Below are 24,929 nucleotides of genomic sequence, written 5' to 3' on the forward strand. Positions count from 1 at the left end.
GAGAATTTATTCAACCAATATAATATACCTTATTTTACTGAAGTAAACCTTATATTAGTTTTTCTACTTATATGTATCTTAATCCACATATAGAAAGTTTTTCAAAAAAAAGAGATCTTCGCAGACTGCGAAGATCTCTTCTACTATTTCTTATAAAGTTTCAGAAGTAGTTTTTGCTTGCATGTGAAGTGCTAAGTAGTCAGGGCCACCAGCTTTAGAGTCTGTACCAGACATGTTAAAGCCACCGAATGGTTGGTATCCTACGATTGCACCAGTACATCCACGGTTGAAGTATAAGTTACCTACGTGGAAGTCTTCACGTGCTTTTTCAATATGGTCACGGTTGTTAGAGATAACTGCTCCTGTTAAACCGTATTCTGTATTGTTTGCAATTGCAAGTGCATGGTCAAAGTCTTTTGCTTTACAGAATGCTACTACTGGTCCGAAGATTTCTTCTTTCATTAGGCGAGCATCTTCTGCAACGTCAGCAACGATTGTTGGTTGGATGAACCAGCCTTTAGAATCGTCTCCTTCGCCACCTGCTAAAATTCTACCTTCTTCTTTACCAATTGCAACATAGCTCATTACTTTATCGAATGCAGCTTGGTCATTAACAGGACCCATGTTTGTACCTAATACAGCTGGGTTAGCAACTGTTAATTCTTTCGTTAATTCAACAGCACGATTTAATACGTGATCGTATACATCTTCGTGGATTACTGCACGAGAACATGCAGAACATTTTTGTCCTGAGAATCCGAATGCTGATGCAACGATAGATTTAGCTGCTAATTCAAGATCTGCTTCTTTATCAACAACGATTGTATCTTTACCGCCCATTTCAGCGATAACGCGTTTTAACCAAATTTGGCCTGGGTTTACTTTCGCTGCGCGCTCATAAATACGGATACCTACATCACGAGATCCAGTGAAGCTAATGAAACGTGTACGAGGGTGATCTACTAAGTAGTCACCAACTTCAGAACCATTACCTGGTACAAAGTTTACTACGCCAGCTGGTAAGCCAGCTTCTTCTAATACTTCCATGAATTTCGCTGCTACTACAGGAGTTGTACTAGCTGGTTTTAGTAATACTGTGTTACCAGAAACTAAAGCAGCTGTTGTCATACCTGCCATAATTGCGAATGGGAAATTCCAAGGAGAAATGATAACACCTACTCCTAATGGAATGTAAGAGAAACGATTATATTCAATTGGACGGCTTTCTACTGGAATTCCGTCTTTTAATTTCAACATTTGACGACCATAATATTCCATAAAGTCGATTGCTTCTGCTGTATCAGCATCTGCCTCATTCCATGGTTTACCTGCTTCTTTTACAAGAATAGCAGAGAATTCATGTTTTCTACGACGAACGATCGCTGCAGCACGGAATAAAATGTCTGCACGCATTTCTGGCTTTGATTTTCTCCAAGTTTGGAATGTTTCATCCGCTACTTGCATTGCTTTTTCAGCTAACTCACGGCTTGCTTTTGAAACACGACCAACAAGTTCCTCTTTATTTGCAGGGTTTACAGAAACAATTTTGTCTTCTGTAGTGATTTTTTCTCCCCCAATAATTAATGGATAGTCTTGCCCAAGATAAGATTCTACTTTCTTTAAACCTTCTTCAAACGCTAATTTGTTAGCCTCCACTGAAAAATCTGTAAATGGCTCATGTTTGTATGCTACTACCATTATTTTTAGCCTCCCCTTAGAAAAACGTTTACATTTTACAACATTATTCTACACGATAATTTAGATTTATTCAAATATTCCTAGACTTATATTTTAAAAATTAATTAATTTTTAAAATATAATAAAAAGACAGAGTTATACAAATGTATAACTCTACAAAATATGAGTATATTCCAAAACGTTTTTGCTAATCAATAAAATAGTTACTAACAAGAATAAAGTTCTTACATATCCAACACCTTTTTGAACTGCAAATTTCGATCCAAAATAAGCGCCCAAAATCATCGATAATCCCATAATAATACCGTATTCAAAATGAATTACGTCTAAAAATAAAAAAGTGATTAACGATACGATATTACTAACAAAATTCAAAAGTTTTCCAGATGCTGCCGCTTGAATAAAATCCAAACCAATTAATAAAAATGCAAAAATTAAAAAGGATCCTGTCCCTGGTCCAAAAAATCCATCGTAAAACCCTATCATTAAAATAACAAAGAAAAATATTAATGTTTTTCTTTTCGTCATCTTCTTATAGGTAGATACACTTCCCCAATCCTTTTTCGCAATAATATAAATAGCAATAAATACCAACATTACAAGCACTAACGGACGTAAAATATCTGGAGGAATAAACTTTACTACTAAAGCACCTGCTACTGCTCCTATAACAGTTAACGGGATTAACTTTCCTACAATTTTAAAATCGACCTTTCCCGATCGAATAAAGTAAATCGCACTCGTAAACGTCCCCATCGTTGCAGCTAATTTATTCGTTGCAATTGCCGAAGCTGGTGGTAAACCAACAAACATAAGTGCCGGAAGCGAAATTAATCCTCCACCACCAACAACTGAATCAATAAAAGCTGCTAAAAAACCGAATGCAATTAATAAAATAATGACTTGAAAACTTAATTCGTCCATGCGCTTTACCCCTTATCCCATTATTTATAACATTTTAAATTATAACAAAATTACCCAAGAAAAAAAGCCGTTCCATAAAGGAACGGCCCTTCTAATTAATCTAAAATTTTCACATACGGCTCATCTTGCTTCGCCTCACGTATAATAATCGCTTCTGGACGTTCTACAGATTTAATCGTTACTTGTACTTTCATATAATTCGGGAAGTATTCCATAACAAGCCCGGCTACATATTGTGTAAAGCCAATTATTTCTGCTTTCCCATTAAACTGGACAGGAATATCGAGCTTTATTTCTCTTAATTCATCGTCTCTATACATACCAGTACCGATAACAGCTGTATAGTCGCCTTGGAAATAATCGCTTAATTTTGCCTTGAAGTTTGATACTCTCGCCAGATCTTCACGTTTATTATCTGTTTTCGCTTGTTCAGATGGGAACAAATAGTATTTCTCATTAATTTGTTTCCAATCCTCAACCGTTTCACTGCCTTTTTCAACATTCGCATAAGAAACAAAGTTACCTGGTACGAGCGAAGACTTTGGAGCCTGACGATAAATCGCAAATGTTATCGGAACATTTTTTGCTTCAGACTTTTTTTCGTGCATAACTTTCAAGATTTCTTGCGCCATTTTTTTCCCTTCAGCTAACATTTTTTCTTGCTCAATTTTAGCCTCACGCGGATAACCATGCTCTTCCTCATAATAATGAACCGAATTCATCGCTAAGCCAACTACAATGCCTTGGAGCTCACCTTTCTCATCTTTCTCGTCTTTTTTCACATAATAATCATGCTCTAAAATATTCGAAATATATATTGGATTTTTTTTATTTTTTTCCTCTAATGATCCAGATCCTTCACCTAACGCTGGGTTTAAACCAATGTTTGGAAACTTAACTGCATCCTTTTTTAATTTGTCCTCTAGTTCTTTTTGTTCAGCAACTGTACGCTTTCTTTTAACAAGCATTTGTATAGTTTGAGCATCTAGAACATCTCCACCTTTAAAGAAATGTTCTTTCGTACTAAATGATTCTTTCGCAATACGCATTAATCCTGTTTCAAATTCATCTATATCAAGACGATTACTTACTCCTTGCACAACTAAGCCACGTGCGTTTCCTCCCTCAAATGGAATAGTCGTCTTATAATATTCATCCGAAATAGAGTAATTCGGGACGATTGCTTGCTCTTTTGCTTTCCCCGATTTCTCAACCACTTTTTCATCTTTATCGGCACCTGCACTACACCCACTTACAAGTAGGCCAAGGCTTAATACCGCTAATGCTATTTTTTTCATGGTAAGTTTGCACCTCTTACTTATTTAGCTCTTGTAAGAACCTCTCTTCATTCCAAACCTCAACATTATGTTTCTCCGCTTGTGCTAATTTCGAACCTGCCGCTTCACCTGCAACAACTAAATCTGTACTTTTACTAACACTTCCTGTTACTTTTCCACCTAATGCCTCAATCTTCTTCTTCGCTTCACTACGTCCCATCACTTCTAATTTCCCTGTTAAAACGACAGTTTTTCCTGCGAAGTACGACTCAACGTTTTGTAAATCAGCAATTTTCATGCCTTTATATGTCATGTTCACGCCGTATTCTTTAAATTGTTGTAATAACTCTAATACGTCTTCATTATCGAAATACGTTACTACGGATTGAGCCATTTTTTCACCAATTTCATTAATTGCTTTTAGTTCTTCTTCCGTTGCCTTCACAAGCGCATCCATCGTTTCGAAATGCTCTGCAAATGTACGTGCCGCTTTCGCTCCAACATGGCGAATACCAAGACCGAATAATAATCGCTCTAATGAGTTTTCTTTAGAATTCTCAATTGCTTGTACTAAATTCGTTGCTGATTTTTCTCCAAATCGTTCTAGCTGTAATAATTGCTCTTTCGTCAACGAATATAAATCAGCAAATGTACGAATATAATCTGCCTCAAAGAGTTGTGTAATGACACGTTCTCCAAGTCCATCAATATTCATTGCATTTCTTGAAACGAAATGGATTAACCCTTCTCGAATTTGAGCAGGACAAGTTGGATTTATACAACGAAGTGCTACCTCTTCTTCTAAACGAACTAGTTCACTCTCACATGCTGGGCAATGCGTTGGCATATGATATTCTTCTTCCTCACCAGTACGCTTATCGAAAATAACATTCACAACTTCAGGAATAATATCTCCAGCCTTCTTCACAACAACGTAGTCACCAATTCGAATATCTTTTTCACGAATTAAATCTTCGTTATGTAAAGAAGCACGACGAACGATCGTACCAGCCACTCGCACTGGCTCTAGCTCTGCAGTCGGTGTTACAACCCCTGTACGACCAACACTTAATTCAATGCCTGTTAATCTTGTTACAACTTCTTCAGCTGGGAATTTATAAGCAATTGCCCATCTTGGACTCTTTGCTGTAGTGCCTAGACTTTCTTGAAGAGCAACATCATCTACTTTTATAACGATCCCGTCAATCTCATAATCAAGATGCGGACGTTTTTCTTGCCATTCTTCTACATAAGCTATAACTTCTTCAATTGTTTCACATGTGCGTCGATTTGGATTTGTTTTGAATCCAAGTTCACCTAAGAAATCAAGCGATTCACTATGTGATAGGATTGTTTTTTCTTCTACATTCGCAAGACCGTATACAAACATAGATAAGTTACGCTTCGCTGCAATTTTCGGATCAAGTTGGCGGATTGAACCTGCTGCCGCATTACGCGGATTCGCAAATACATCTTCACCATTTTGCTCTTTTTCTTCATTTAACTTAACGAATGAACGCTTCGGCATATAAGCTTCGCCTCGTGCCTCTAACGTTACTTCTTCATTTAAACGAAGCGGGATTGCTTTAATCGTTTTTAAATTTTGGGTAATATCTTCACCTGTTACACCATCACCACGTGTTGCCCCTTGAATGAAGCGTCCTTTTTCATAATGAAGTGAAACAGCAAGTCCGTCAATTTTTAATTCGCATATATATCTTACATTCGCATCATCAATTCCTTGACGTACTCGTCGGTCAAAATCACGTAAATCTCCTTCGTTAAATGCATTTCCCAAACTTAACATCGGTGACTTGTGTGTTACTTTTTCAAATATATCAAGAACCGTTCCCCCAACGCGAACGGAGGGAGAATCTTCACTCATAAACTCTGGGTTCTCTGCTTCTAATTTTATAAGCTCCTGCATATTACGGTCATACTCCGCATCAGAAACAGAAGGATTGTCTAACACGTGATATTGATAGTTAAATGTATTTAACAAATCACGTAGTTCTTCTATACGTTTTTTTGCTATCTCTTTTGACATATCCTCATTCCTTTCCTATTGTTTCGTCACAGGTGCAAATTTTGCTAACAAGCGTTTAACACCAATTGGGCTTGGGAACGCAATATCTAATTCTTTTGCATCACCTTCACCTTTTACACTTACAACTGTACCGATTCCCCATTTTTGGTGGGAAGCTTTATCGCCTACTGCCCAGCCGATTTGTTCGCCGCCTGTCGTCTTAGCTGCAGGACGCGCGAAAGCTGAGCGAGAACGTGTTGTAGTTGTAGTTGTCGTTTTACTGCTACTTGCCGTTCTTCCTTTTGCACCAAACGAAGTTTCACGCTTCGGCGCTGTTTCATTTAATGATTCTACTAGTTCTGTCGGGATTTCTGTAATGAATCGGGATGCGGCATTCATACTTGTTCTACCAAATAAAGTACGCATTTGTGCATTTGATAAATACAACTCTTCTTCTGCACGAGTAATACCTACATAAGCAAGACGACGCTCTTCTTGCATTTCATCTTCTTCCATTAGAGAACGAGTATGCGGGAATATTCCTTCCTCTAAACCAACAATAAAGACAACTGGGAATTCTAATCCTTTCGCTGAGTGCATCGTCATTAAAATAACTTCCTCACCAGCAGTTGGGTCTTCATCTACACGATCAATATCTGCAACAAGTGCTAAGTCTGTTAAGAATGCAACAAGGCTCTTATCTTCGCTTTGAGATTCAAATGTTTGCGTAACAGATAAAAACTCATCTAAGTTCTCTAGACGACCTTCCGCTTCTAACGTACGCTCGTTTTTCAACATGTCGCGATAGCCTGTTTTCTCAATAACTTCTTCTACCAATTCTGTAACAGATAAATACTCTTGCATATTTACCCAGTTGTGTAATAAACCTGCGAATTCTTTTACTGCCTTTGTAACCTTTGCACTTACTCCAACGTGCTCAATCTCATCGAATACAGCTGTTAATGAAATTCCATTTTGTACACCGTAATTAATAATTTTATCGATAGAAGTCGCACCAATTCCGCGCTTTGGCACGTTAATAATACGTGCGAAACTAATCTCATCATCTGGATTCCCAATTAAGCGTAAATACGCCAAAATGTCTTTAATCTCTTTACGGTCGTAGAACTTCGTACCGCCGACAATTTTGTAAGGAATATTAGATTTCAGGAAAATCTCCTCGACCATACGAGACTGCGCATTTGTACGATATAACACCGCAAAATCAGTATATTTTCGTTTTCCCATTTGAATATCGTCACGAATTTTTTTCGCAACAAAGTACGCCTCGTCCTTTTCCGTTGCAGCACGATAGTAAGAGATTTTGCTTCCAACTTCATTATCTGTCCATAATTTCTTCGGTTTACGATTCGTATTTCTTTCAATGACAGCATTCGCTGCATTTAAAATATTTTGTGATGAACGATAATTTTGTTCTAACAGAATAACTTGCGCATTCTCATAATCTTTTTCAAATGACAAAATGTTAGAAATGTCCGCACCACGCCAGCGATAAATTGACTGATCTGAGTCACCTACAACACATAAATTTTTAAAACGTGCTGCCAAATGTTTAACAAGAAGGTACTGCGCTTTGTTCGTATCTTGATACTCATCCACGTGAATATACTGGAATTTACGCTGATAAAACTCTAGTACTTCTGGAACACGTTCAAATAGTTGAATCGTCGTCATAATTAAATCATCAAAGTCTAATGAGTTATTTTTCAAAAGACGTTTTTGATATTCTGTATATACATCGCTCGTTAATTTTTCATATGGATCAGCAATTGTAATTTTCTTTGCATATTTATCCGCAGATAACAATTCATTTTTCGCATTACTAATACCAGCTAAAATAGAGCGCGGTTCAAATTTCTTCGGATCAATATTGCGCTCTTTCATAATTTTTTTGACTACAGTTAACTGATCACCTGAATCTAAAATTGTAAAGTTACGATTAATACCAATGCGATCGATATCACGTCGTAAAATACGTACACACATAGAGTGGAACGTAGAAATCCAAATATCTTCTGCTTCTGGTCCGACAAGTGTATCAATACGCTCGCGCATTTCACGAGCCGCTTTATTTGTAAAGGTAATAGCTAGTACATTCCATGGTGCTACTCCTTTTTCACCAAGTAAATACGCAATACGATGTGTTAACACACGTGTTTTACCACTGCCTGCGCCTGCCATTAATAGAAGTGGTCCGTTCGTTGTTTGTACTGCTTTTTGTTGCTGCGGATTTAAACCATTTAATAATCTATCTGTCATACTCATATATGCCTGCACCTACTCTCCTTTTACTGCTTTAACCGTTTTTAACGCTGCTTTTATATCATCATAAATAATATTTCCAACAACTACTGTATCAGCATACTGCGCCATTTCCTTCGCTTGTTCAGCATTAGAAATACCACCGCCATAATATAACTTAGCTTGTTTCAATTCTGCTTTCACATTTTTAACAAGTTCAACATCTCCATACGTACCGCTATATTCTAAATAAAATATCGGTAAACGTAATAGCTTGTCTGCTAAACGCGCGTATGCAATTACATCATCTTCTGTTACATCACACTTTGCATCTGTAAGCTGGGCTACTTTCGCTTCAGGATTTAAAACACAATATCCTTCCATAAAAATTTCGTCCCAATCCATAATATCCCCAAATTCTTTCAAAGCCTCATGATGAACGCCTGTTACCCATTCCACCTTTCGGCTATTTAAAACGCTTGGGATATAATAAAAATCGAATCCTGGTGTAATTGCTTCCACATCAGAAACCTCTAACACACAAGGAACTGCATATCTACGAATGCTAACTAGCATGTGTAGTACATTATCAATTGTCACCCCATCACTTCCGCCTACAATAACAGCATCTGTTCCAGACTCACAAATCATTTCTAAATGTTCGTCACTTAATTCCTTATTCGGATCAAGTTTAAATACATGTTTCCATCCGGAAATATCGTACATGAAAACACCCTTTCTTTTCTCAAGTTGTATATATTTCTGTTTAAAATAACAGTTTATTTTCATTAGGATTTTTTTAGTTCACCTTAAATATTTGTTTAAAGCGGAGAATTAAGCTTGAAATCCCCTGTTCCACATTTTTTAAACGCGAGGATTTAATTTTGAACTTCCTTTTATGCATTCTTTCATTATAACAAAAAAAGCTACTTACACACACGCACAATCCAACATCTTTTTCCACGTCAAATGTTGGATTACATATCCGAAAAATCAAAAGGGATACTAATAAAAGAAATAGTATTATCTATTTCAACTTTCATAAAAGGAGTGTTTTTCTAATGAAGCAAAATATCGGTACAATAAATGCCCTAATTCGAATTACACTCGGACTTGTCCTCTTCGGTTGTAGTGCAACGAAACTCGTGCGCAAACCTTGGTGCACTTGGTCTAACATTTTGCTATGGATTGGTGCAATGAAAGTTGCAGAGGGAATTGTTCGTTTCTGCCCTATTGTTGAAATGTGGAAATTCGGAAAATACATGAACATGGGGGCATTTAAAATGCCTAGCATGGATTTTGCTAAAAAGGGACATACTAAAGAAGAAGCGAATCAAACTTCCAATCACGACAAACCACAGTCAAATGGAAGTTATGACGCTTCTGACAAAGAGATTGAGTCAGCGATTGAAGATATAATCCTGGCAAAACCGCTTTGAATCATTTGTCACGATGCAAGATGCTCTCAAAGGGACTTAGCTGCTGCAGTGGGCGGTTAAGTCTTCTTTATTTTACCACGAAACAGAACGTACATTCTTATTTTAAGTATTTAAATATACATAATCAATAAAATTCAGAAAATTAGGTGTAAACCCCTTGCTTAAAATGATATAAAAGTGATATCATTTTTATATCAGGAGGCGATCATATGAAAGAAAAACAAGTATTTTACGTTAATGGTTTTCTTGGGATTATTGGAATTTTAATTTTAGCCGCTATCGGTGTATTTTTCCTTGTACAAGAAATTTTCATAGGAGCAGCATTAACTATTATTTTAGCTGCAGTTCTTGCTACAGGTATCGGGATTGTTCAGCCAAATCAAGCAAAAGTCATTACGTTTTTCGGTAATTATTTAGGAACAATTCGTCAAAACGGTTTATTTTTAACGATTCCGTTCGCGTTCCGTCAAACTGTATCGTTACGTGTTGAAAACTTTAATAGTAAAAAATTAAAAGTAAATGATGTCGACGGCAACCCAATTGAAATTGCAGCTGTTATCGTATATAAAGTTGTTGATTCTGCAAAAGCAATGTTCGGCGTCGAACATTATGATCGATTTGTAGAAATTCAAAGCGAAACGGCAATCCGCCACGTTGCAACGAAATATCCTTATGACAATTTTCAAGATGAAACTTGCATTACGTTACGTGGAAACACTGAAGAAATCTCTGAAGAATTAAAACGTGAGTTAGAAGCACGCCTTGAAATTGCTGGCGTAGAAGTATTAGAAACTCGTTTAACACATTTAGCTTACGCAACAGAAATTGCCCATGCAATGCTACAACGTCAACAAGCAAAAGCAGTATTAGCTGCTAGAAAAGAGATTGTTGAAGGTGCTGTGAAGATGGCCAAAGATTCAATCCATATGTTAGATGAAGAAGGCGTACTAGAACTCGATGACGAGCGTAAAGCAAATATGGTGAACAACTTATTAGTTGCCATCGTTTCAGACAAAGGTGCGCAACCAGTTATTAATACAGGAAGCCTATACTAAAAGGTTGTAAATCCTTATGGCTAAAAAGAAAAGCTTTCCATTACGTATTGATCCTGAATTACACGCAGTCATCGAAAAATGGGCGAATGATGAGTTTCGTAGCGTCAATGCACACATCGAATATTTACTTCGAGAAATGGCAAAGCAAAAAGGGAAATTAAAAAAGGATAAAGATGCATAAAAAATCCCGCTGAGGAATCAGCGGGATTTTTCACATATTAATTTCTCGTCATCTCATGCCCAATTGCACGATATCCTATATCACTTCGGTAAAATAGACCATCACTCTCAATTTTACCGATTTCTTTATATACTTTATCTTTTGCTTCTTGTAAACTATTCGCCTTACAAGCAACAAATAGTACACGACCACCGTTTGTCACAAAGTCACCATGTTTCATTGCTGTACCCGCATGGAAAACAATTACATCTTGCAATGCATCTAGCCCTTTAATAATTTCACCTTTTTTATATGCTTCCGGGTATCCTTTCGAAGCAAGCACAACACCAATTACCGATTCCTCTGACCATTGTAACGTTAACTCACTTTCATCTAATACAGCGTTACATACGTCCACTAAATCATTTTCTAAACGAGGTAATACAACTTCAGTTTCAGGATCGCCAAAACGTGCATTAAATTCAATTACCTTTGGACCATCATTTGTTAAAATAAGTCCCGCATATAAAATTCCTGTAAACGATCGATTTTCTTGGATCATCGCTTTAGCAGTTGGATGTAACACCGTTTTAATCGCCTCTTGAACTGCTGACTCCGAAATTTGTGGTACTGGAGAATATGCACCCATTCCGCCAGTATTTGGACCTTTATCACCATCAAAAGCTCGTTTATGATCTTGTGCAATTACCATCGGATGTACAGTTGTTCCATTCACAAATGCCATTAATGAAAATTCTTGTCCATCTAAAAACTCTTCAATAACAACTTTCTTACTCGCTTCCCCGAACTTTACATCTTGCAGCATTTCTTTCACAGCTTGTAATGCCTCTTCAAGTGTCATTGCTACCGTTACACCTTTACCAGCCGCTAAACCGTCTGCCTTAATAACAATTGGTGCACCAACCTTTTCAATGTACTTTACTGCTTCTTCATAGTCTGTAAAAGTTTCGTACGCTGCAGTTGGAATATTATATTTTTTCATAAGCTCTTTTGTAAAAGCTTTACTACCTTCAATAACAGCAGCCGCTTGATTCGGACCAAATACGCGAAGTCCCTCTTCTTTAAAACGATCAACAATTCCATTCATAAGTGGAATTTCTGGTCCAACGAAAGTTAACTCAATATGATTCTCTTTCGCAAATAAAACTAATGCATCAAAATCATTTTCATCAATATCAATTGGTGTTGCAACATCACGCATACCTTCATTACCTGGTGCTACATATACCTTTTCTACTTTTTCAGATTGTGCAAACTTCCAAGCTAAAGCATGCTCACGCCCACCGCGTCCAATTACTAAAACATTCATATTTCATCCCCCAATATTTAAATAAGTACAAACTAGAAGCTATGCTCCTAGTTTGCTTTTTCATATCAATCAAAGTTTAAAAAGGAAGGTTATCTTAACCGGACTTTTTAAACTTCCTCTATTAGTGTTTGAAATGACGTACGCCAGTGAACACCATAGCAATCCCATACGTATCCGCCACTTTAATAGAATCTTCGTCACGGATTGATCCGCCTGGTTGAATGATTGCTGTAATCCCTGCTTTTGCTGCTTCTTCCACTGTATCTGGCATTGGGAAGAAAGCATCAGATGCAAGTGCGCTACCTTGTGCTTTTTCACCAGCTTGTGTAATTGCGATTTTTGCAGAACCTACACGGTTCATCTGTCCAGCACCGACACCAATTGTCATATCATCTTTTGCTAAAACAATTGCATTTGATTTCACATGCTTTACAACTTTCCAAGCTAATTTTAAATCTTTCCATTCTTGCTCTGAAGGTTCACGTTTCGTTGGAATTGAAATTGTACTTTCATCTAATGATAACGTATCTTCCTCTTGAACGAGAAGGCCACCTTGTACAGAAGTTAATTTTTTGCTTGCGCTTGTCGCCTTTTCAATATTTACAGTTAATAAACGTAAGTTTTTCTTACTTTGTAACACTTCTAAAGCTTCTTTCGAGAAAGAAGGTGCGATAATAATCTCTAAGAAAATTTCGTGTAACTTTTCAGCTGTAGCTTTATCAATTTCACGATTCGCTGCAATAATGCCTCCAAAAATGGATACTGGATCCGCTTCATAAGCACGTGTGTATGCTTCATGAATATCCGTACCTACTCCAACACCACATGGATTCATATGTTTTACTGCTACTACTGCTGGTTCTGTAAATTCTTTCACGATACTAAGCGCTGCATCTGCATCGTTAATATTGTTATACGATAATTCTTTGCCATGTAATTGTTCTGCGTATGCAACAGAAGAAGTTGCTGCGAATGGCGCTTTATAGAAAGTTGCTTTTTGATGTGGGTTCTCGCCATAACGTAAATCTTGCTTTTTCTCAAATGTCACAGTTAATGTTTCAGGACTTTCTTCACCCATTTGCTCTGTTAAGTAGTTAGAGATTAACGCATCATATGCTGCTGTATGGCGGAATACTTTCGCTGCTAATTTACGTTTCGTTTCTTCTTTTACTTCACCGTTCTCTTTCAGTTCTGCTAATACAACATCGTAATCTACTGGATCTACAATTACCGATACAAATTTGTGATTTTTCGCAGCAGAGCGAATCATTGTTGGGCCACCAATATCAATATTTTCAATTGCATCAGCAAATGTTACATCAGGCTTAGCGATTGTTTCTTTGAATGGGTATAAGTTAACGACAACAAAATCAATTGGCTCTATACCTAACTCGTTCATTTGTGCTACATGCGTTTCATTATCGCGAACTGCTAATAGACCACCATGAATATTTGGATGTAATGTTTTCACACGACCATCCATGATTTCTGGGAAACCAGTTACTTCAGAAATACCGATTACTTGTAAGCCGTTTTCTTCTAGTAATTTTTTTGTACCGCCTGTTGATATAACTTCGATCCCTTGTTCTAGTAAACCTTTAACAAATTCTACTACTCCTGTTTTATCTGAAACACTTACTAATGCACGCTTTTTCATTTACCCTTCACCCCTGGTTGTATGTTAGTTAACAGTTGGTTCTTTCGTAGATTGAACAATTTGATTCACTGTATTTACGTATAACTTATGTTCAACTTGTTGAATTTTCGTTTGTAAGCTTTCTCTCGTATCCCCTTCAGAAACAACTACTGCTTCTTGTGCAATAATTGGCCCTGTATCCATACCTGCGTCTACATAATGAATCGTTACTCCAGTTACTTTCACACCTGCTTCTAACGCTTGACCAACAGCATCTTTCCCTGGAAAACTCGGTAATAGTGATGGATGAATATTAATAATCCTTCCGCCATAAGCTTCTAGTAAAGTTGGTCCAATTAAACGCATATATCCAGCTAAAATAACATAATCAATTTCATACTCTTCTAGCTTCTTTAATATCTCTTTTTCAAACGCTTCTTTTGACTCATATGCTTTCGCTGAAAAAGCGAAACACGGAATATGATGATAATGTGCTCGCCCAACAGCGCGTGCTTCTGGTTTATCACATACTAATAAACTAATTTCCGCATCCAATCTTTTTTCTTCTACTGCATTAACGAGAGATTGAAAGTTAGATCCGCTTCCAGAAGCAAAAACTGCTAATCTACTCATAGCGCTGTGCCTCCATTAAAAGTAACGCCAGCTCCTTGTACAGTGCGTCCAATAATACGAGCAGTTTCTCCTTGCTCTTCAAGAAGACGAACAACATCTTTTGCATCTTCTTCCTTCACCGCTACTACCATACCAATACCCATGTTAAAAATATTGAACATTTCTTTCTCTTCCAACTTGCCAACTTCTTGAAGTAAACTAAAGATCGGCTGAATTTCCCAAGATCCTAATTCAATTTCTGCACCGATTCCTTCTGGTAACATACGTGGAATATTTTCAATGAATCCGCCACCTGTAATATGTGCCATACCGTATACTTCATATTTCTTCAATAGTTCTAAAATAGGTTTGACATAAATTTTCGTTGGTTTTAATAATTCTTCACCAAGAGGTAGCTCTAAGCGTCCGTAAATGCGATCTAAAGATAGTTCTCCATCTTCTAGTAATACTTTTCGTACTAAAGAATAACCGTTACTATGAATACCGCTAGATGCTAAGCCAATTAATACGTGACCAGCTTCAATTTTTTCACCTGTTACAATTTTCTTTTTATCAACGATCCCAACTGTAAAACCAGCTAAATCGTATTCTTCTGTAGAATACATTCCTGGCATTTCAGCTGTTTCTCCACCAATTAAAGCACAGCCTGCTTGGCGACAGCCCTCTGATATACCTTTGACGATGTTTTCAATTTTACTAGGTTCAGCTTTACCACAAGCAATATAATCAAGAAAGAAAAGCGGCTCTGCTCCTTGCACAACAATATCATTTACACACATTGCAACCGCATCAATACCAATTGTGTCATGTTTATCTGCCATAAAAGCGAGCATCAATTTCGTTCCCACGCCATCTGTTCCAGATACTAATACAGGTTCTTCTAATGCAAATTTTGATAGGTCAAACATACCTCCAAAACCGCCTAAACCGCCTAGTACTTCTTTTCTCATTGTTGTTTGTACGTGTTTTTTCATGCGAGATACCGCTTCATATCCAGCTTCAATATCTACTCCTGCTTGCTTATATGCATTCGCCATCGTTATCTACACCTCGTCTTTTAATTTCTCCCTATCCTGTGCGGGCCGTTTTAAGAAAGAAGCTAGCTTCTACATCAAAAAGAAGTAGAAGCTTTTTTCTTCTTATTTTATACTTTCTAAAAGCTCTTGCTCATAATCATAAAGAGCTGTTGGATAATCTCCATTGAAGTACGCCATACATAGGCCACCGTATTTCCCTTCATATGGACGTCCAATTGCATCTACTAATCCATCTTCACTTAAAAATGTTAATGAGTCTGCACCAATCATTTCACGAATTTCTTCTACCGTATGATTTGCTGCAATTAATTCTTTTCTCGTTTGAATATCAATGCCATAGAAACATGGATATTTCAAAGGTGGTGAAGCTATTCTTACGTGAACTTCTGTCGCTCCAGCCTCGCGAAGCATACGAACAATTCGTTTACTCGTTGTTCCTCGTACGATAGAATCATCAATCATAACAACTCGTTTCCCTTCAACTACACCTCTTACTGCTGAAAGCTTCATCTTAACCCCTTGCTCTCGCAGTTCCTGAGAAGGTTGAATAAACGTACGTCCAACGTAACGATTTTTAATTAATCCTAACTCATATGGAATGCCTGTCGCCTCCGCATAACCAATTGCTGCTGAAATGCTAGAGTCTGGTACACCAGTAACAACATCAGCTTCAATAGGAGCTTCTGCCGCCAAACGTTTCCCCATGTTTTTACGTGCTGCATGGACATTAACACCAGCGATATTTGAATCTGGGCGTGCGAAGTAAATGTATTCCATACTGCAAATTGCATGTTCTACATCATTTGTAAAACGATCTACGTGAATTCCTTCATCATTAATGATAAGTAATTCACCCGGTTCTACATCACGAATGTATGTTGCACCTACTACATCAAAAGCACATGTTTCAGATGCTACAACGTAAGCATCTCCCATCTTTCCAATTGAAAGGGGACGGAATCCATTTGGATCTAGCGCAACAATCATTTCATTTCCAGTTAGTAAAAGATATGCAAACGCACCTTTCACTTTATTTAGAGCTTCTTTTACACTTTCAATTAACGAATCTTTCGTACTACGTTTAATAAGATGTAAAAGTACTTCTGTATCTGAACTTGTTTGAAAAATACTTCCCTCTGCCTCTAATTCACGGCGAAGCATTTTTGCATTAATTAAATTCCCGTTATGAGCTAATGCCATACTATGATCAGAAAAACGGAATAGTAATGGTTGAACGTTAGCCACTTCACTTCCACCAGCCGTCGCGTATCGTACGTGTCCGATTGCTGATTTTCCGTTCAATCCTTCTAGCTCTCCTCTTGAAAACACTTCTGATATTAAGCCTAACCCCTTGTGACCGACGATTTTTTCTCCATTATTTACGACAATGCCTGCGCCTTCTTGTCCACGGTGCTGTAAACTGTGCAATCCGTAGTATGAAACTTGTGCCGCATTTTCATGCCCCCAAATTCCGAAAACGCCACATTCTTCGTTTAACCCCTTTATTTCAGCAAGCATGGGATTGCCCCTTTCCAAGCCTTTCTCATTTCATCTACATTTGCTGTAAGTAACACTTCATTTTCTTCATTATGAATTGTCACTTCATTTGTATTTGTTACTTCTCCAACTTGAATTGCTTCTACCGCTTTCTCAAACGCTTCTTTATTTTCACGTTTTACAGTTATCACGAAGCGAGATTGTGATTCCGCAAATAATGCCGCTGTTGCTTCCCCGTCTAATTTCACAGTAGCACCTAAGCCGTTAGCACCAATTGCACTTTCTGAAATCGCAACTGCTAAACCACCTTCAGCAACGTCATGTGCAGATTGAACAAGGCCAGCTTGAATTGCTGCTAATACTTGTTTTTGACGTTTTAATTCTACGTCTAGATCGATACTTGGTGATTTGCCGAAAATTTTGCCGTGAAGCATTTTCTGTAATTCACTTCCACCAAACTCAGCTTTCGTCTCTCCGATAACATAAACTAAATCGCCAGCTTGCTTAAACTCTTGTGTTGTTACATGTTTTAAATCGTGTACAAGTCCAACCATCCCAACTGTCGGTGTTGGGTATACCGCTTCACCACTACGTTCGTTATACATTGATACATTTCCGCCAATAACTGGTGTTTGTAATGTGCGACAAGCTTCACTCATACCATCTACTGATTTCTCAATTTGCCAGAAGATTTCTGGTTTTTCTGGGTTACCGAAGTTTAAGCAATCTGTAATTGCAAGTGGCTCCCCGCCAGAACATACGATATTACGTGCTGCCTCTGCTACTGCAATTTTACCGCCCATTTCTGGATCTAAATAAATGTAGCGAGAGTTACAGTCTGTCGTCATTGCTAATCCTTTTTCTGTACCGCGTACACGTACAACCGCTGCATCTGAACCTGGTGTAACAACTGTGCTTGTGCGAACTTGATAATCATATTGATCATAAACCCACTCTTTACTTGCAATCGTCGGTTGTTGTAATAGAGCGAATAGCGTTTCTTTATAATTTTCTACTTTTGGTGTTTCCATTTTCATCTGCTGGAATTCAGCAAAGTATGCTGCTTCTTTTGATGGTTTATGATAAATTGGCGCTTCTTCTGCAAGGGCATCTGCTGGCACTTCAGCTACCATTTCACCTTTATGGAATAAACGAAGCATTTTGTCTTCCGTTACTTTCCCCATCGTAACGGCTGCAAGACCATACTTCTCAAATAAATCTACTATTTCTTGCTCTCTACCTTTTTTCACAACTATTAGCATACGCTCTTGTGATTCAGATAGCATCATTTCATATGGTGTCATTCCTGTTTCACGCTGTGGTACATCATCTAAGTACATTTCAATACCCATTCCTGCTTTACTTGCCATTTCTGCAGAAGATGATGTTAAACCAGCTGCCCCCATATCTTGAATTCCAACAAGTGCATCTGATTGAATAAGTTCTAAGCAAGCTTCAATAAGAAGTTTCTCCATAAATGGGTCTCCTACTTGAACTGCTGGACGCTTCGCTTCTGAGCTTTCAGATAACTCTTCAGATGCGAATGTTGCACCGTGAATACCGTCACGACCAGTTGATGCTCCTACGTACATTACTGTATTTCCAGCACCGTGCGCTTGCCCTTTTTTAATATCTTCGTGGTTAATTAAGCCTACACACATTGCATTTACAAGTGGATTTCCTTCATAACATGGATCGAACTGTACTTCGCCGCCAACAGTCGGAATACCGATACAGTTACCGTATCCTGCAATCCCTGCTACTACTTCTTCGAATAAATATTTCACACGTGGTGATTGTAATTCCCCAAATCGAAGTGAGTTTAATAGAGCTACTGGACGTGCTCCCATAGAGAATACGTCACGGATAATACCACCAACGCCTGTTGCTGCTCCTTGATATGGTTCAATAGCAGAAGGATGGTTATGGCTTTCCATTTTAAATACAACCGCTTGATTATCACCGATATCTACAATTCCAGCACCTTCCCCAGGTCCTTGCAAGACGCGCTCACCTGTTGTTGGGAATTTTCTAAGCACTGGTTTTGAATTTTTATAACTACAATGTTCTGACCACATTACAGAGAATAAACCTGTTTCTGTATAATTTGGCAGACGACCTAAAATCTTTTCAACCATGGCAAACTCTTCGTCTGTTAGCCCCATTTCCGCATATATGCGCTCTTCTTTAATTTGTGTTGGATTTGGTTCAAGCATTAACGACATATGTTTCCCTCCACTGTTTTAAGATAGATTGAAAGACTTTTAACCCTTCAGCACCGCCAAGTAGTTCATCTACAGCACGCTCTGGGTGTGGCATCATACCAAGTACATTTCCTTTTTCATTTACAATACCAGCAATATCTGAAACGCTTCCGTTCGGGTTTTCTACGTAACGAAATGCGATTTGATTATTCTCTTCTAATTGTTTAAGAGTCTCTTCATCACAATAGTAATTCCCCTCACCATGTGCAATTGGAATATTGATTACTTCATCTTTTTCATATTGTGATGTAAACATCGTTTCATTATTTTCAACACGTAACTGAACTGTTCGACACATAAATTTTAAGTTTTCATTTCTCATTAATGCTCCTGGTAATAATCCTGATTCAACAAGAATCTGGAATCCATTACATACACCTAAAATTGGCTTTCCTTGCTCAGCAGCTTTTTGTACTGCTTTCATTGCATTTGCAAAGCGAGAAATAGCACCGCAGCGTAAGTAGTCACCGTAAGAGAAACCACCTGGTAGTAGAATTGCATCATATTCATCTAAATTCTCTGTATCGTGCCAAACGTAATCTACTTCTTCGCCAAGCTCATCTTTAATTGCATGGAACATATCGACATCACAGTTCGAACCTGGAAATACTATTACGGCAAATTTCACTGTGCGACAACCTCCTCAACTTCATAACGGAAGTCTTCCATTACAACGTTTGCTAATAGTTTTTCACACATTTCCTTTACCTTGCTATCTAAGTCAGTTACCGATTTATCAATTGTTAGTTCCATGTATTTTCCAATTCGAACATCCTGTACTTCTGTGAATGAAAGGCTATGAAGTGCTCCTTTTACTGCTGTTCCTTGTGGATCTAATACGCTTTCTCTTAATGTTACATATACCTTAACTTTATACATGTGAAATTCCCCCTAAACGTTTTAAAATCTCTTCATAAGCATCTGTTAAATTTCCAAGATCACGACGGAATACGTCTTTATCAAACTTCTCATTGCTCGTTTCATCCCATAAACGGCAAGTATCTGGTGAAATTTCATCTGCTAAAATGATTTCTCCTTCATCCGTTACACCAAACTCTAATTTGAAATCTACTAATCTTACACGACAGCTTGCGAAATGATCAATCAACACTTGATTGATTTGTAGAGCCATATCTCGTAATACGCTTACTTGCTCTGGCGATGCAACGTTTAATACACGAATATGATCTTCCGTTACAAGCGGATCTCCTAAATCATCATCTTTGAAGTAAAATTCTACGATTGGTTCTGCAAGTACAGTTCCCTCTTCCATTCCTAATCGTTTTGAAAGACTTCCTGCAATTACATTTCTTGTGACAACTTCTAAAGGAATAATACTCACTTTTTTAACAAGTTGTTCTGTTTCAGATAGCTTCTCAACAAAGTGTGTTTTAATTCCTACTTCTTGTAACTTTCTGAACAATAAAGTTGTAATCTCATTGTTCAAACGACCTTTTCCTGTAATCGTCTCTTTTTTCTCCCCATTGAAAGCAGTCGCACTATCTTTGTACTCTACCCAAACCATATCTGCTGATTCTGTACGATAAATTCTTTTTGCCTTACCTTCATACAGCAATTCTAGCTTTTGCATTTCGCAAGCCCCCTGTAGTTTGAAAAATGTGAATAATTTTTTTATAAAGAATGGCACAGAATGACTCTATTCTGTGCCATATGAAATTTTACGCTTCGTTTAATCCGAGGCGTTCAAAGATTGTATCAACGTGTTGCATATGATGCTCATAGTTGAAGCATTCATTAATTTCTTCTTGTGTTAACTTGCTCGTAATACGCTCATCAGCTTCTACAAGCTCTTTAAATTGTACTTGTGTTTCCCAAGCTTCCATCGCTTTAGGTTGTACGATATCGTAAGCTTCTTCACGCACCATACCTTTATCGATTAATGTAAGCATTACGCGCTGAGAATAAATTAAGCCGTATGTTCTTGTCATATTGCGTTTCATATTCTCTGGGTATACAGTTAAGTTTTTAACGATATTACCAAAGCGATTTAGCATGTAATTTAACGCGATTGTAGCATCTGGTAAAATTACACGTTCTGCTGAAGAATGAGAAATATCACGCTCATGCCATAATGGAACATTCTCATAAGCTGTCATCATATAACCGCGGATAACACGAGCTAAACCAGTCATATTTTCAGATCCAATTGGATTACGCTTATGCGGCATTGCAGAAGAACCTTTTTGACCTTTTGCGAAAGCTTCTTCAACTTCACGTGTTTCACTCTTTTGTAAACCACGAATCTCAACTGCCATCTTTTCGATAGACGTTGCGATTAATGCAAGTGTTGACATGTAATGAGCATGGCGATCACGTTGCAATGTTTGTGTTGAAATTGGTGCTGCTTCTAATCCTAAGTTTTCACAAACATACTTTTCTACGAATGGATCGATATTTGCATATGTACCAACCGCACCAGATAATTTACCAACACGAACTGTATTAGCAGCTTGTTTGAAACGCTCTACGTTACGTTTCATTTCTTCATACCAAAGACCAAGTTTTAAACCGAATGTTGTTGGTTCTGCATGAACACCGTGTGTTCTTCCCATCATGATCGTGTATTTATGCTCTTTTGCTTTATTAGCTAAAATACTTACGAAGTTTTCTAAGTCTTTTAATATGATTTCATTCGCTTGTTTTAAGATATAAGATAACGCTGTATCTACTACGTCTGTAGATGTTAAACCGTAATGAATCCATTTACGTTCCTCGCCTAATGCTGGTGTTTCTGATACAGCACGAGTGAATGCAACTACGTCATGACGTGTCTCTTTTTCAATTTCATAAATACGATCAATATCAAATGATGCATGCTCACGAATTTTCTTAACATCTTCTTTCGGAATATCGCCAAGCTCAGCCCATGCTTCACAAGCTAAAATCTCAACTTCTAACCACGCTTTAAATTTGTTCTCTTCCGTCCAAATTGCACCCATTTCTGGGCGTGTATAACGACTAATCATCTTTTTCCCTCCAACAGTTGTTCTTGATGGTCCCAAATATGCAAACTCTTCGCCTTTTCTAGAGCGACTTCAATATTATCATTTAAAATATTAACATGCCCCATTTTTCGCTGCGCTTTTGCTTCTTCTTTTCCATACAAGTGTAAATAGCACCCGGTTAATCTATTCACTTGTCTTAGGACCCCTTCTATATGTTCGCCTAAAATGTTTACCATGACAACTGGTTTTAACAAATTTGTTTCTCCAAGAGGTAAATTACAGATTGCTCGAATATGTTGGCCGAATTGACTCGTTTCACATGCATCCTGTGTATAGTGTCCTGAATTGTGAGGTCTTGGTGCTAATTCATTAATGTAAATCTTACCATCAGCTGTAACAAACATCTCTACCGCTAGTGTTCCCACAAGTCCTAGTTCATCCGCAAGCACTTTTGCATAAGCAATAGCTTTTTGAGAAAGTTCTTCTGTAATGCGAGCCGGAACGATGGATTCATGCAAAATGTTATTTACATGAATATTTTCCGCTACCGGAAATACTTTCGTTTCACCACTTACACTACGAATGACAATAACTGATACTTCTTTTTCAAAAGGCACCCATTTCTCTAAAATACACTCTGCTGCATTCGCAAGCTCTCGCGCTGTATCAACGTCATCCTCACTTCTTAAAACAACTTGCCCTTTCCCATCATATCCGCCTGTCGTCGTTTTTAAGACGGAAGGATATGATAATTCAGCGATTGCTTCAGTAAGCTGATCTTGATTTTGAACTAATCTATACGTTGCTACTGGTAATCCTGCTTTCTCAATCGCATGCTTTTCTGTAAAACGATTTTGTGTTTTACTTAACAACTGACTGCCTTGCGGTAAGTAAGCATGTTTTTCAAGCCATTGTAAACATCTATAATCAATATTCTCAAATTCATATGTGACAACATCACTGATCTCCGCTAAATGCTGAATTGCTTTTAAATCGTCATATGATGCAACAATTTCAATATCAGCAACTTGTGCACATGGTGAGTTTTTTGTAGGATCTAAAACAGCAATTTTATATCCCATCTCCTTAGCTGCCAATGCCATCATTCTTCCTAGCTGGCCGCCTCCAATAATACCGATTGTTTTTCCAGGTAAAATGATTCTCGTCATACTAGCTCACTACCTTCGCGCACATCTTTTTCAATTGCTTCTCTTCTCAATTCTAATGCATCATATATGTCATCATGGAATGATCCAAGTATTTGTGCAGCAAGTAAACCAGCATTTGTTGAACCAGCCTTACCAATTGCAACAGTTGCAACTGGAACCCCTCCTGGCATTTGGACGATGGATAATAATGAATCTAAGCCGTTTAACGCTTTTGATTGAACTGGAACTCCGATTACAGGAAGATTCGTCTTCGCTGCAACCATTCCTGGTAAATGCGCTGCTCCACCAGCTCCAGCAATAATAACTTTCAATCCACGTTCACGAGCCGTCTCTGCATATTCAAACATATAATCCGGAGTCCGATGAGCGGATACAACTTTTTTCTCATACGGTATATTTAATTCATCTAAAATGTCACAAGCATATTTCATTGTTTCCCAGTCTGACGTGCTTCCCATTATGACTCCAACTAGTGATTTCATATTAGAATCCCCCCGATTCAAATAAAAAAAGCCTGAAATAGAACATTTTCTCTTTTACTATGAGAGAAAGCGCTCTACTCAGGCATACGTATCCCTTGTGAATAGAAAAATACCGAGTGACTTTCCCTCATAGTCTAACGAATAACGGTCGTTAGGTAGAGACTTGCAGGCCATATCCCCGCGATTATATGAGGTCTTATATATTATTCTTTCTATGGCTATATTAACAATATTTCATAAACAATGTCAACAAATAATCGAATGTTTTTTTATTACTCATCAATAACGTTCGTGTTTTAGTTATATTCAAAAGAATAATTGTAACTATATGCAAGAAGGATAAGCAATTAGAATATATATTTCTAGAGATCTACCATACACAAAACGGTTTGTATATTAATTCCGTATGCTTTTATATAAAGTGAAACTTTAATCAACCTTCAACAATCGGGCTTTTACGGGCAGTTGATCCCACACCTAGCTTCTTTGCTTCCGCTGAAATTTGAGGTGGGGGTCTTACTGCCCGTTAATGCGGAATAAAGCATATCGTTTCTATTCCTTTGTATCGCATTCATTACTGTAATGATTGAATACTTATTTTCATTCTTATATCATCCCGCTTTTCTTACTCTCATTATGTAAAATATATACTTGTAGTAAGAAACTTGTAGTAAGAAATAACAGTTACCCTCAATAGCCTCATTTTCATTCTTTTCTCTCATTAAGATTACTAAATTTACGGATTATGACATTTGATATATATAAATAAACACGAAAAAACCTAAGTCGAAACGACTTAGGTTTTTGCTTGGCGACGTCCTACTCTCACAGGGACAAGGTCCCAACTACCATCGGCGCTAGAGAGCTTAACTTCCGTGTTCGGTATGGGAACGGGTGTGACCTCTCTGCCATCATCACCAAACTATTGAAGGCATATTCCTTCAAAACTAGATAACATTGCTACATATTATATGGTTAAGTCCTCGATCTATTAGTATTCGTCAGCTCCACATGTCACCATGCTTCCACCTCGAACCTATCAACCTGATCATCTTTCAGGGATCTTACTAGCTT

The 24,929-nt window shown here is 37.7% G+C and carries 21 protein-coding genes, 2 rRNA genes and 1 riboswitch; of the genes, 3 read left to right on the top strand and 20 right to left on the bottom strand.

The features are described from left to right. Positions 1 to 150: 150 nt before the first annotated feature. The 6 genes from pruA to ACTFSI_RS17335 form a co-directional block, all read right to left on the bottom strand. Entirely contained in the window at positions 151 to 1,698 is a 1,548-nt protein-coding gene (pruA, locus tag ACTFSI_RS17310; protein WP_000259550.1) for an L-glutamate gamma-semialdehyde dehydrogenase, read from the bottom strand. Between the two features lie 153 nt (positions 1,699 to 1,851). Further along, positions 1,852 to 2,622 carry a TSUP family transporter gene (locus tag ACTFSI_RS17315; RefSeq protein WP_000343968.1) on the bottom strand — a complete coding sequence of 257 codons (771 nt, stop codon included), beginning with the start codon at positions 2,620 to 2,622 and terminating at the stop codon, positions 1,852 to 1,854. Positions 2,623 to 2,717: 95 nt separating this feature from the next. Then, the gene (locus tag ACTFSI_RS17320; protein ID WP_000717042.1) at positions 2,718 to 3,920 is read right to left on the bottom strand and encodes a CamS family sex pheromone protein; all 1,203 of its coding nucleotides are present in this window, start codon (positions 3,918 to 3,920) and stop codon (positions 2,718 to 2,720) included. A 16-nt stretch (positions 3,921 to 3,936) separates the two neighbouring features. Further along, on the bottom strand, positions 3,937 to 5,946 hold the full coding sequence (gene ligA / locus ACTFSI_RS17325) for an NAD-dependent DNA ligase LigA (protein ID WP_000031440.1): 2,010 nt from the start codon (positions 5,944 to 5,946) through the stop codon (positions 3,937 to 3,939). A 15-nt stretch (positions 5,947 to 5,961) separates the two neighbouring features. Further along, entirely contained in the window at positions 5,962 to 8,211 is a 2,250-nt protein-coding gene (gene pcrA, locus ACTFSI_RS17330) for a DNA helicase PcrA (protein ID WP_014481546.1), read from the bottom strand. Between the two features lie 12 nt (positions 8,212 to 8,223). Next, on the bottom strand, positions 8,224 to 8,913 hold the full coding sequence (locus tag ACTFSI_RS17335) for a heptaprenylglyceryl phosphate synthase (protein ID WP_000272090.1): 690 nt from the start codon (positions 8,911 to 8,913) through the stop codon (positions 8,224 to 8,226). Between the two features lie 335 nt (positions 8,914 to 9,248). Between ACTFSI_RS17335 and ACTFSI_RS17340 the strand changes: the two genes are divergently transcribed. From ACTFSI_RS17340 to ACTFSI_RS17350, 3 genes are all read left to right on the top strand, one after another. Further along, positions 9,249 to 9,626 (top strand): YgaP family membrane protein, encoded by a 378-nt coding sequence (locus tag ACTFSI_RS17340; protein WP_000812349.1) that lies wholly within the window; start codon positions 9,249 to 9,251, stop codon positions 9,624 to 9,626. A 209-nt stretch (positions 9,627 to 9,835) separates the two neighbouring features. Then, the gene (locus ACTFSI_RS17345) at positions 9,836 to 10,681 is read left to right on the top strand and encodes an SPFH domain-containing protein (protein WP_000660683.1); all 846 of its coding nucleotides are present in this window, start codon (positions 9,836 to 9,838) and stop codon (positions 10,679 to 10,681) included. A gap of 16 nt (positions 10,682 to 10,697) precedes the next feature. Next, positions 10,698 to 10,862 (top strand): toxin-antitoxin system HicB family antitoxin, encoded by a 165-nt coding sequence (locus tag ACTFSI_RS17350; protein WP_001085171.1) that lies wholly within the window; start codon positions 10,698 to 10,700, stop codon positions 10,860 to 10,862. 37 nt (positions 10,863 to 10,899) lie between these two features. Here the strand turns inward: ACTFSI_RS17350 and purD are convergent, their stop codons facing one another. The 14 genes from purD to ACTFSI_RS17420 all read right to left on the bottom strand — a co-directional run. Further along, positions 10,900 to 12,171 (bottom strand): phosphoribosylamine--glycine ligase, encoded by a 1,272-nt coding sequence (gene purD / locus ACTFSI_RS17355; protein WP_138322541.1) that lies wholly within the window; start codon positions 12,169 to 12,171, stop codon positions 10,900 to 10,902. Positions 12,172 to 12,292: 121 nt separating this feature from the next. Beyond that, positions 12,293 to 13,828, bottom strand: a complete 1,536-nt coding sequence (purH, locus tag ACTFSI_RS17360; RefSeq protein ID WP_000745404.1) for a bifunctional phosphoribosylaminoimidazolecarboxamide formyltransferase/IMP cyclohydrolase — start codon at positions 13,826 to 13,828, stop codon at positions 12,293 to 12,295. Positions 13,829 to 13,852: 24 nt separating this feature from the next. Then, positions 13,853 to 14,440 carry a phosphoribosylglycinamide formyltransferase gene (purN, locus tag ACTFSI_RS17365; RefSeq protein ID WP_000088582.1) on the bottom strand — a complete coding sequence of 196 codons (588 nt, stop codon included), beginning with the start codon at positions 14,438 to 14,440 and terminating at the stop codon, positions 13,853 to 13,855. Further along, a complete protein-coding gene (gene purM / locus ACTFSI_RS17370; protein WP_001262432.1) occupies positions 14,437 to 15,477 on the bottom strand; it encodes a phosphoribosylformylglycinamidine cyclo-ligase in 1,041 nt (346 codons plus the stop codon). The genes purN and purM overlap by 4 nt, the downstream gene beginning before the upstream one ends. 102 nt (positions 15,478 to 15,579) lie before the next feature. Then, a complete protein-coding gene (gene purF / locus ACTFSI_RS17375; RefSeq protein ID WP_000879024.1) occupies positions 15,580 to 16,995 on the bottom strand; it encodes an amidophosphoribosyltransferase in 1,416 nt (471 codons plus the stop codon). Continuing rightward, entirely contained in the window at positions 16,980 to 19,199 is a 2,220-nt protein-coding gene (purL, locus tag ACTFSI_RS17380; protein ID WP_000055576.1) for a phosphoribosylformylglycinamidine synthase II, read from the bottom strand. Before purL ends, purF begins: the two co-directional genes overlap by 16 nt. Further along, positions 19,183 to 19,866 (bottom strand): phosphoribosylformylglycinamidine synthase subunit PurQ, encoded by a 684-nt coding sequence (purQ, locus tag ACTFSI_RS17385; RefSeq protein WP_000666779.1) that lies wholly within the window; start codon positions 19,864 to 19,866, stop codon positions 19,183 to 19,185. The genes purL and purQ overlap by 17 nt, the downstream gene beginning before the upstream one ends. After that, positions 19,863 to 20,117, bottom strand: coding sequence for a phosphoribosylformylglycinamidine synthase subunit PurS (gene purS / locus ACTFSI_RS17390; protein ID WP_000278826.1), 255 nt, complete (start codon positions 20,115 to 20,117; stop codon positions 19,863 to 19,865). Before purS ends, purQ begins: the two co-directional genes overlap by 4 nt. Next, the gene (gene purC, locus ACTFSI_RS17395; RefSeq protein ID WP_001170542.1) at positions 20,110 to 20,829 is read right to left on the bottom strand and encodes a phosphoribosylaminoimidazolesuccinocarboxamide synthase; all 720 of its coding nucleotides are present in this window, start codon (positions 20,827 to 20,829) and stop codon (positions 20,110 to 20,112) included. The genes purS and purC overlap by 8 nt, the downstream gene beginning before the upstream one ends. Before the next feature lie 88 nt (positions 20,830 to 20,917). Further along, positions 20,918 to 22,225, bottom strand: coding sequence for an adenylosuccinate lyase (gene purB, locus ACTFSI_RS17400; RefSeq protein ID WP_000625677.1), 1,308 nt, complete (start codon positions 22,223 to 22,225; stop codon positions 20,918 to 20,920). Then, on the bottom strand, positions 22,222 to 23,373 hold the full coding sequence (gene purK / locus ACTFSI_RS17405; protein ID WP_138322542.1) for a 5-(carboxyamino)imidazole ribonucleotide synthase: 1,152 nt from the start codon (positions 23,371 to 23,373) through the stop codon (positions 22,222 to 22,224). Before purK ends, purB begins: the two co-directional genes overlap by 4 nt. Beyond that, complete coding sequence (purE, locus tag ACTFSI_RS17410; RefSeq protein ID WP_000839371.1) at positions 23,370 to 23,855, bottom strand: 5-(carboxyamino)imidazole ribonucleotide mutase; 486 nt, start codon at positions 23,853 to 23,855, stop codon at positions 23,370 to 23,372. The genes purK and purE overlap by 4 nt, the downstream gene beginning before the upstream one ends. 110 nt (positions 23,856 to 23,965) lie before the next feature. Beyond that, positions 23,966 to 24,067, bottom strand: a riboswitch (purine riboswitch). A 594-nt stretch (positions 24,068 to 24,661) separates the two neighbouring features. Beyond that, positions 24,662 to 24,777 (bottom strand): 5S ribosomal RNA (rrf, locus tag ACTFSI_RS17415). Positions 24,778 to 24,826: 49 nt separating this feature from the next. Continuing rightward, a 23S ribosomal RNA gene (locus ACTFSI_RS17420) occupies positions 24,827 to 24,929 on the bottom strand; the annotation flags it as partial.

Source organism: Bacillus cereus group sp. MYBK101-2 (genome assembly GCF_051918845.1).
GTDB lineage: Bacteria > Bacillota > Bacilli > Bacillales > Bacillaceae_G > Bacillus_A > Bacillus_A paranthracis.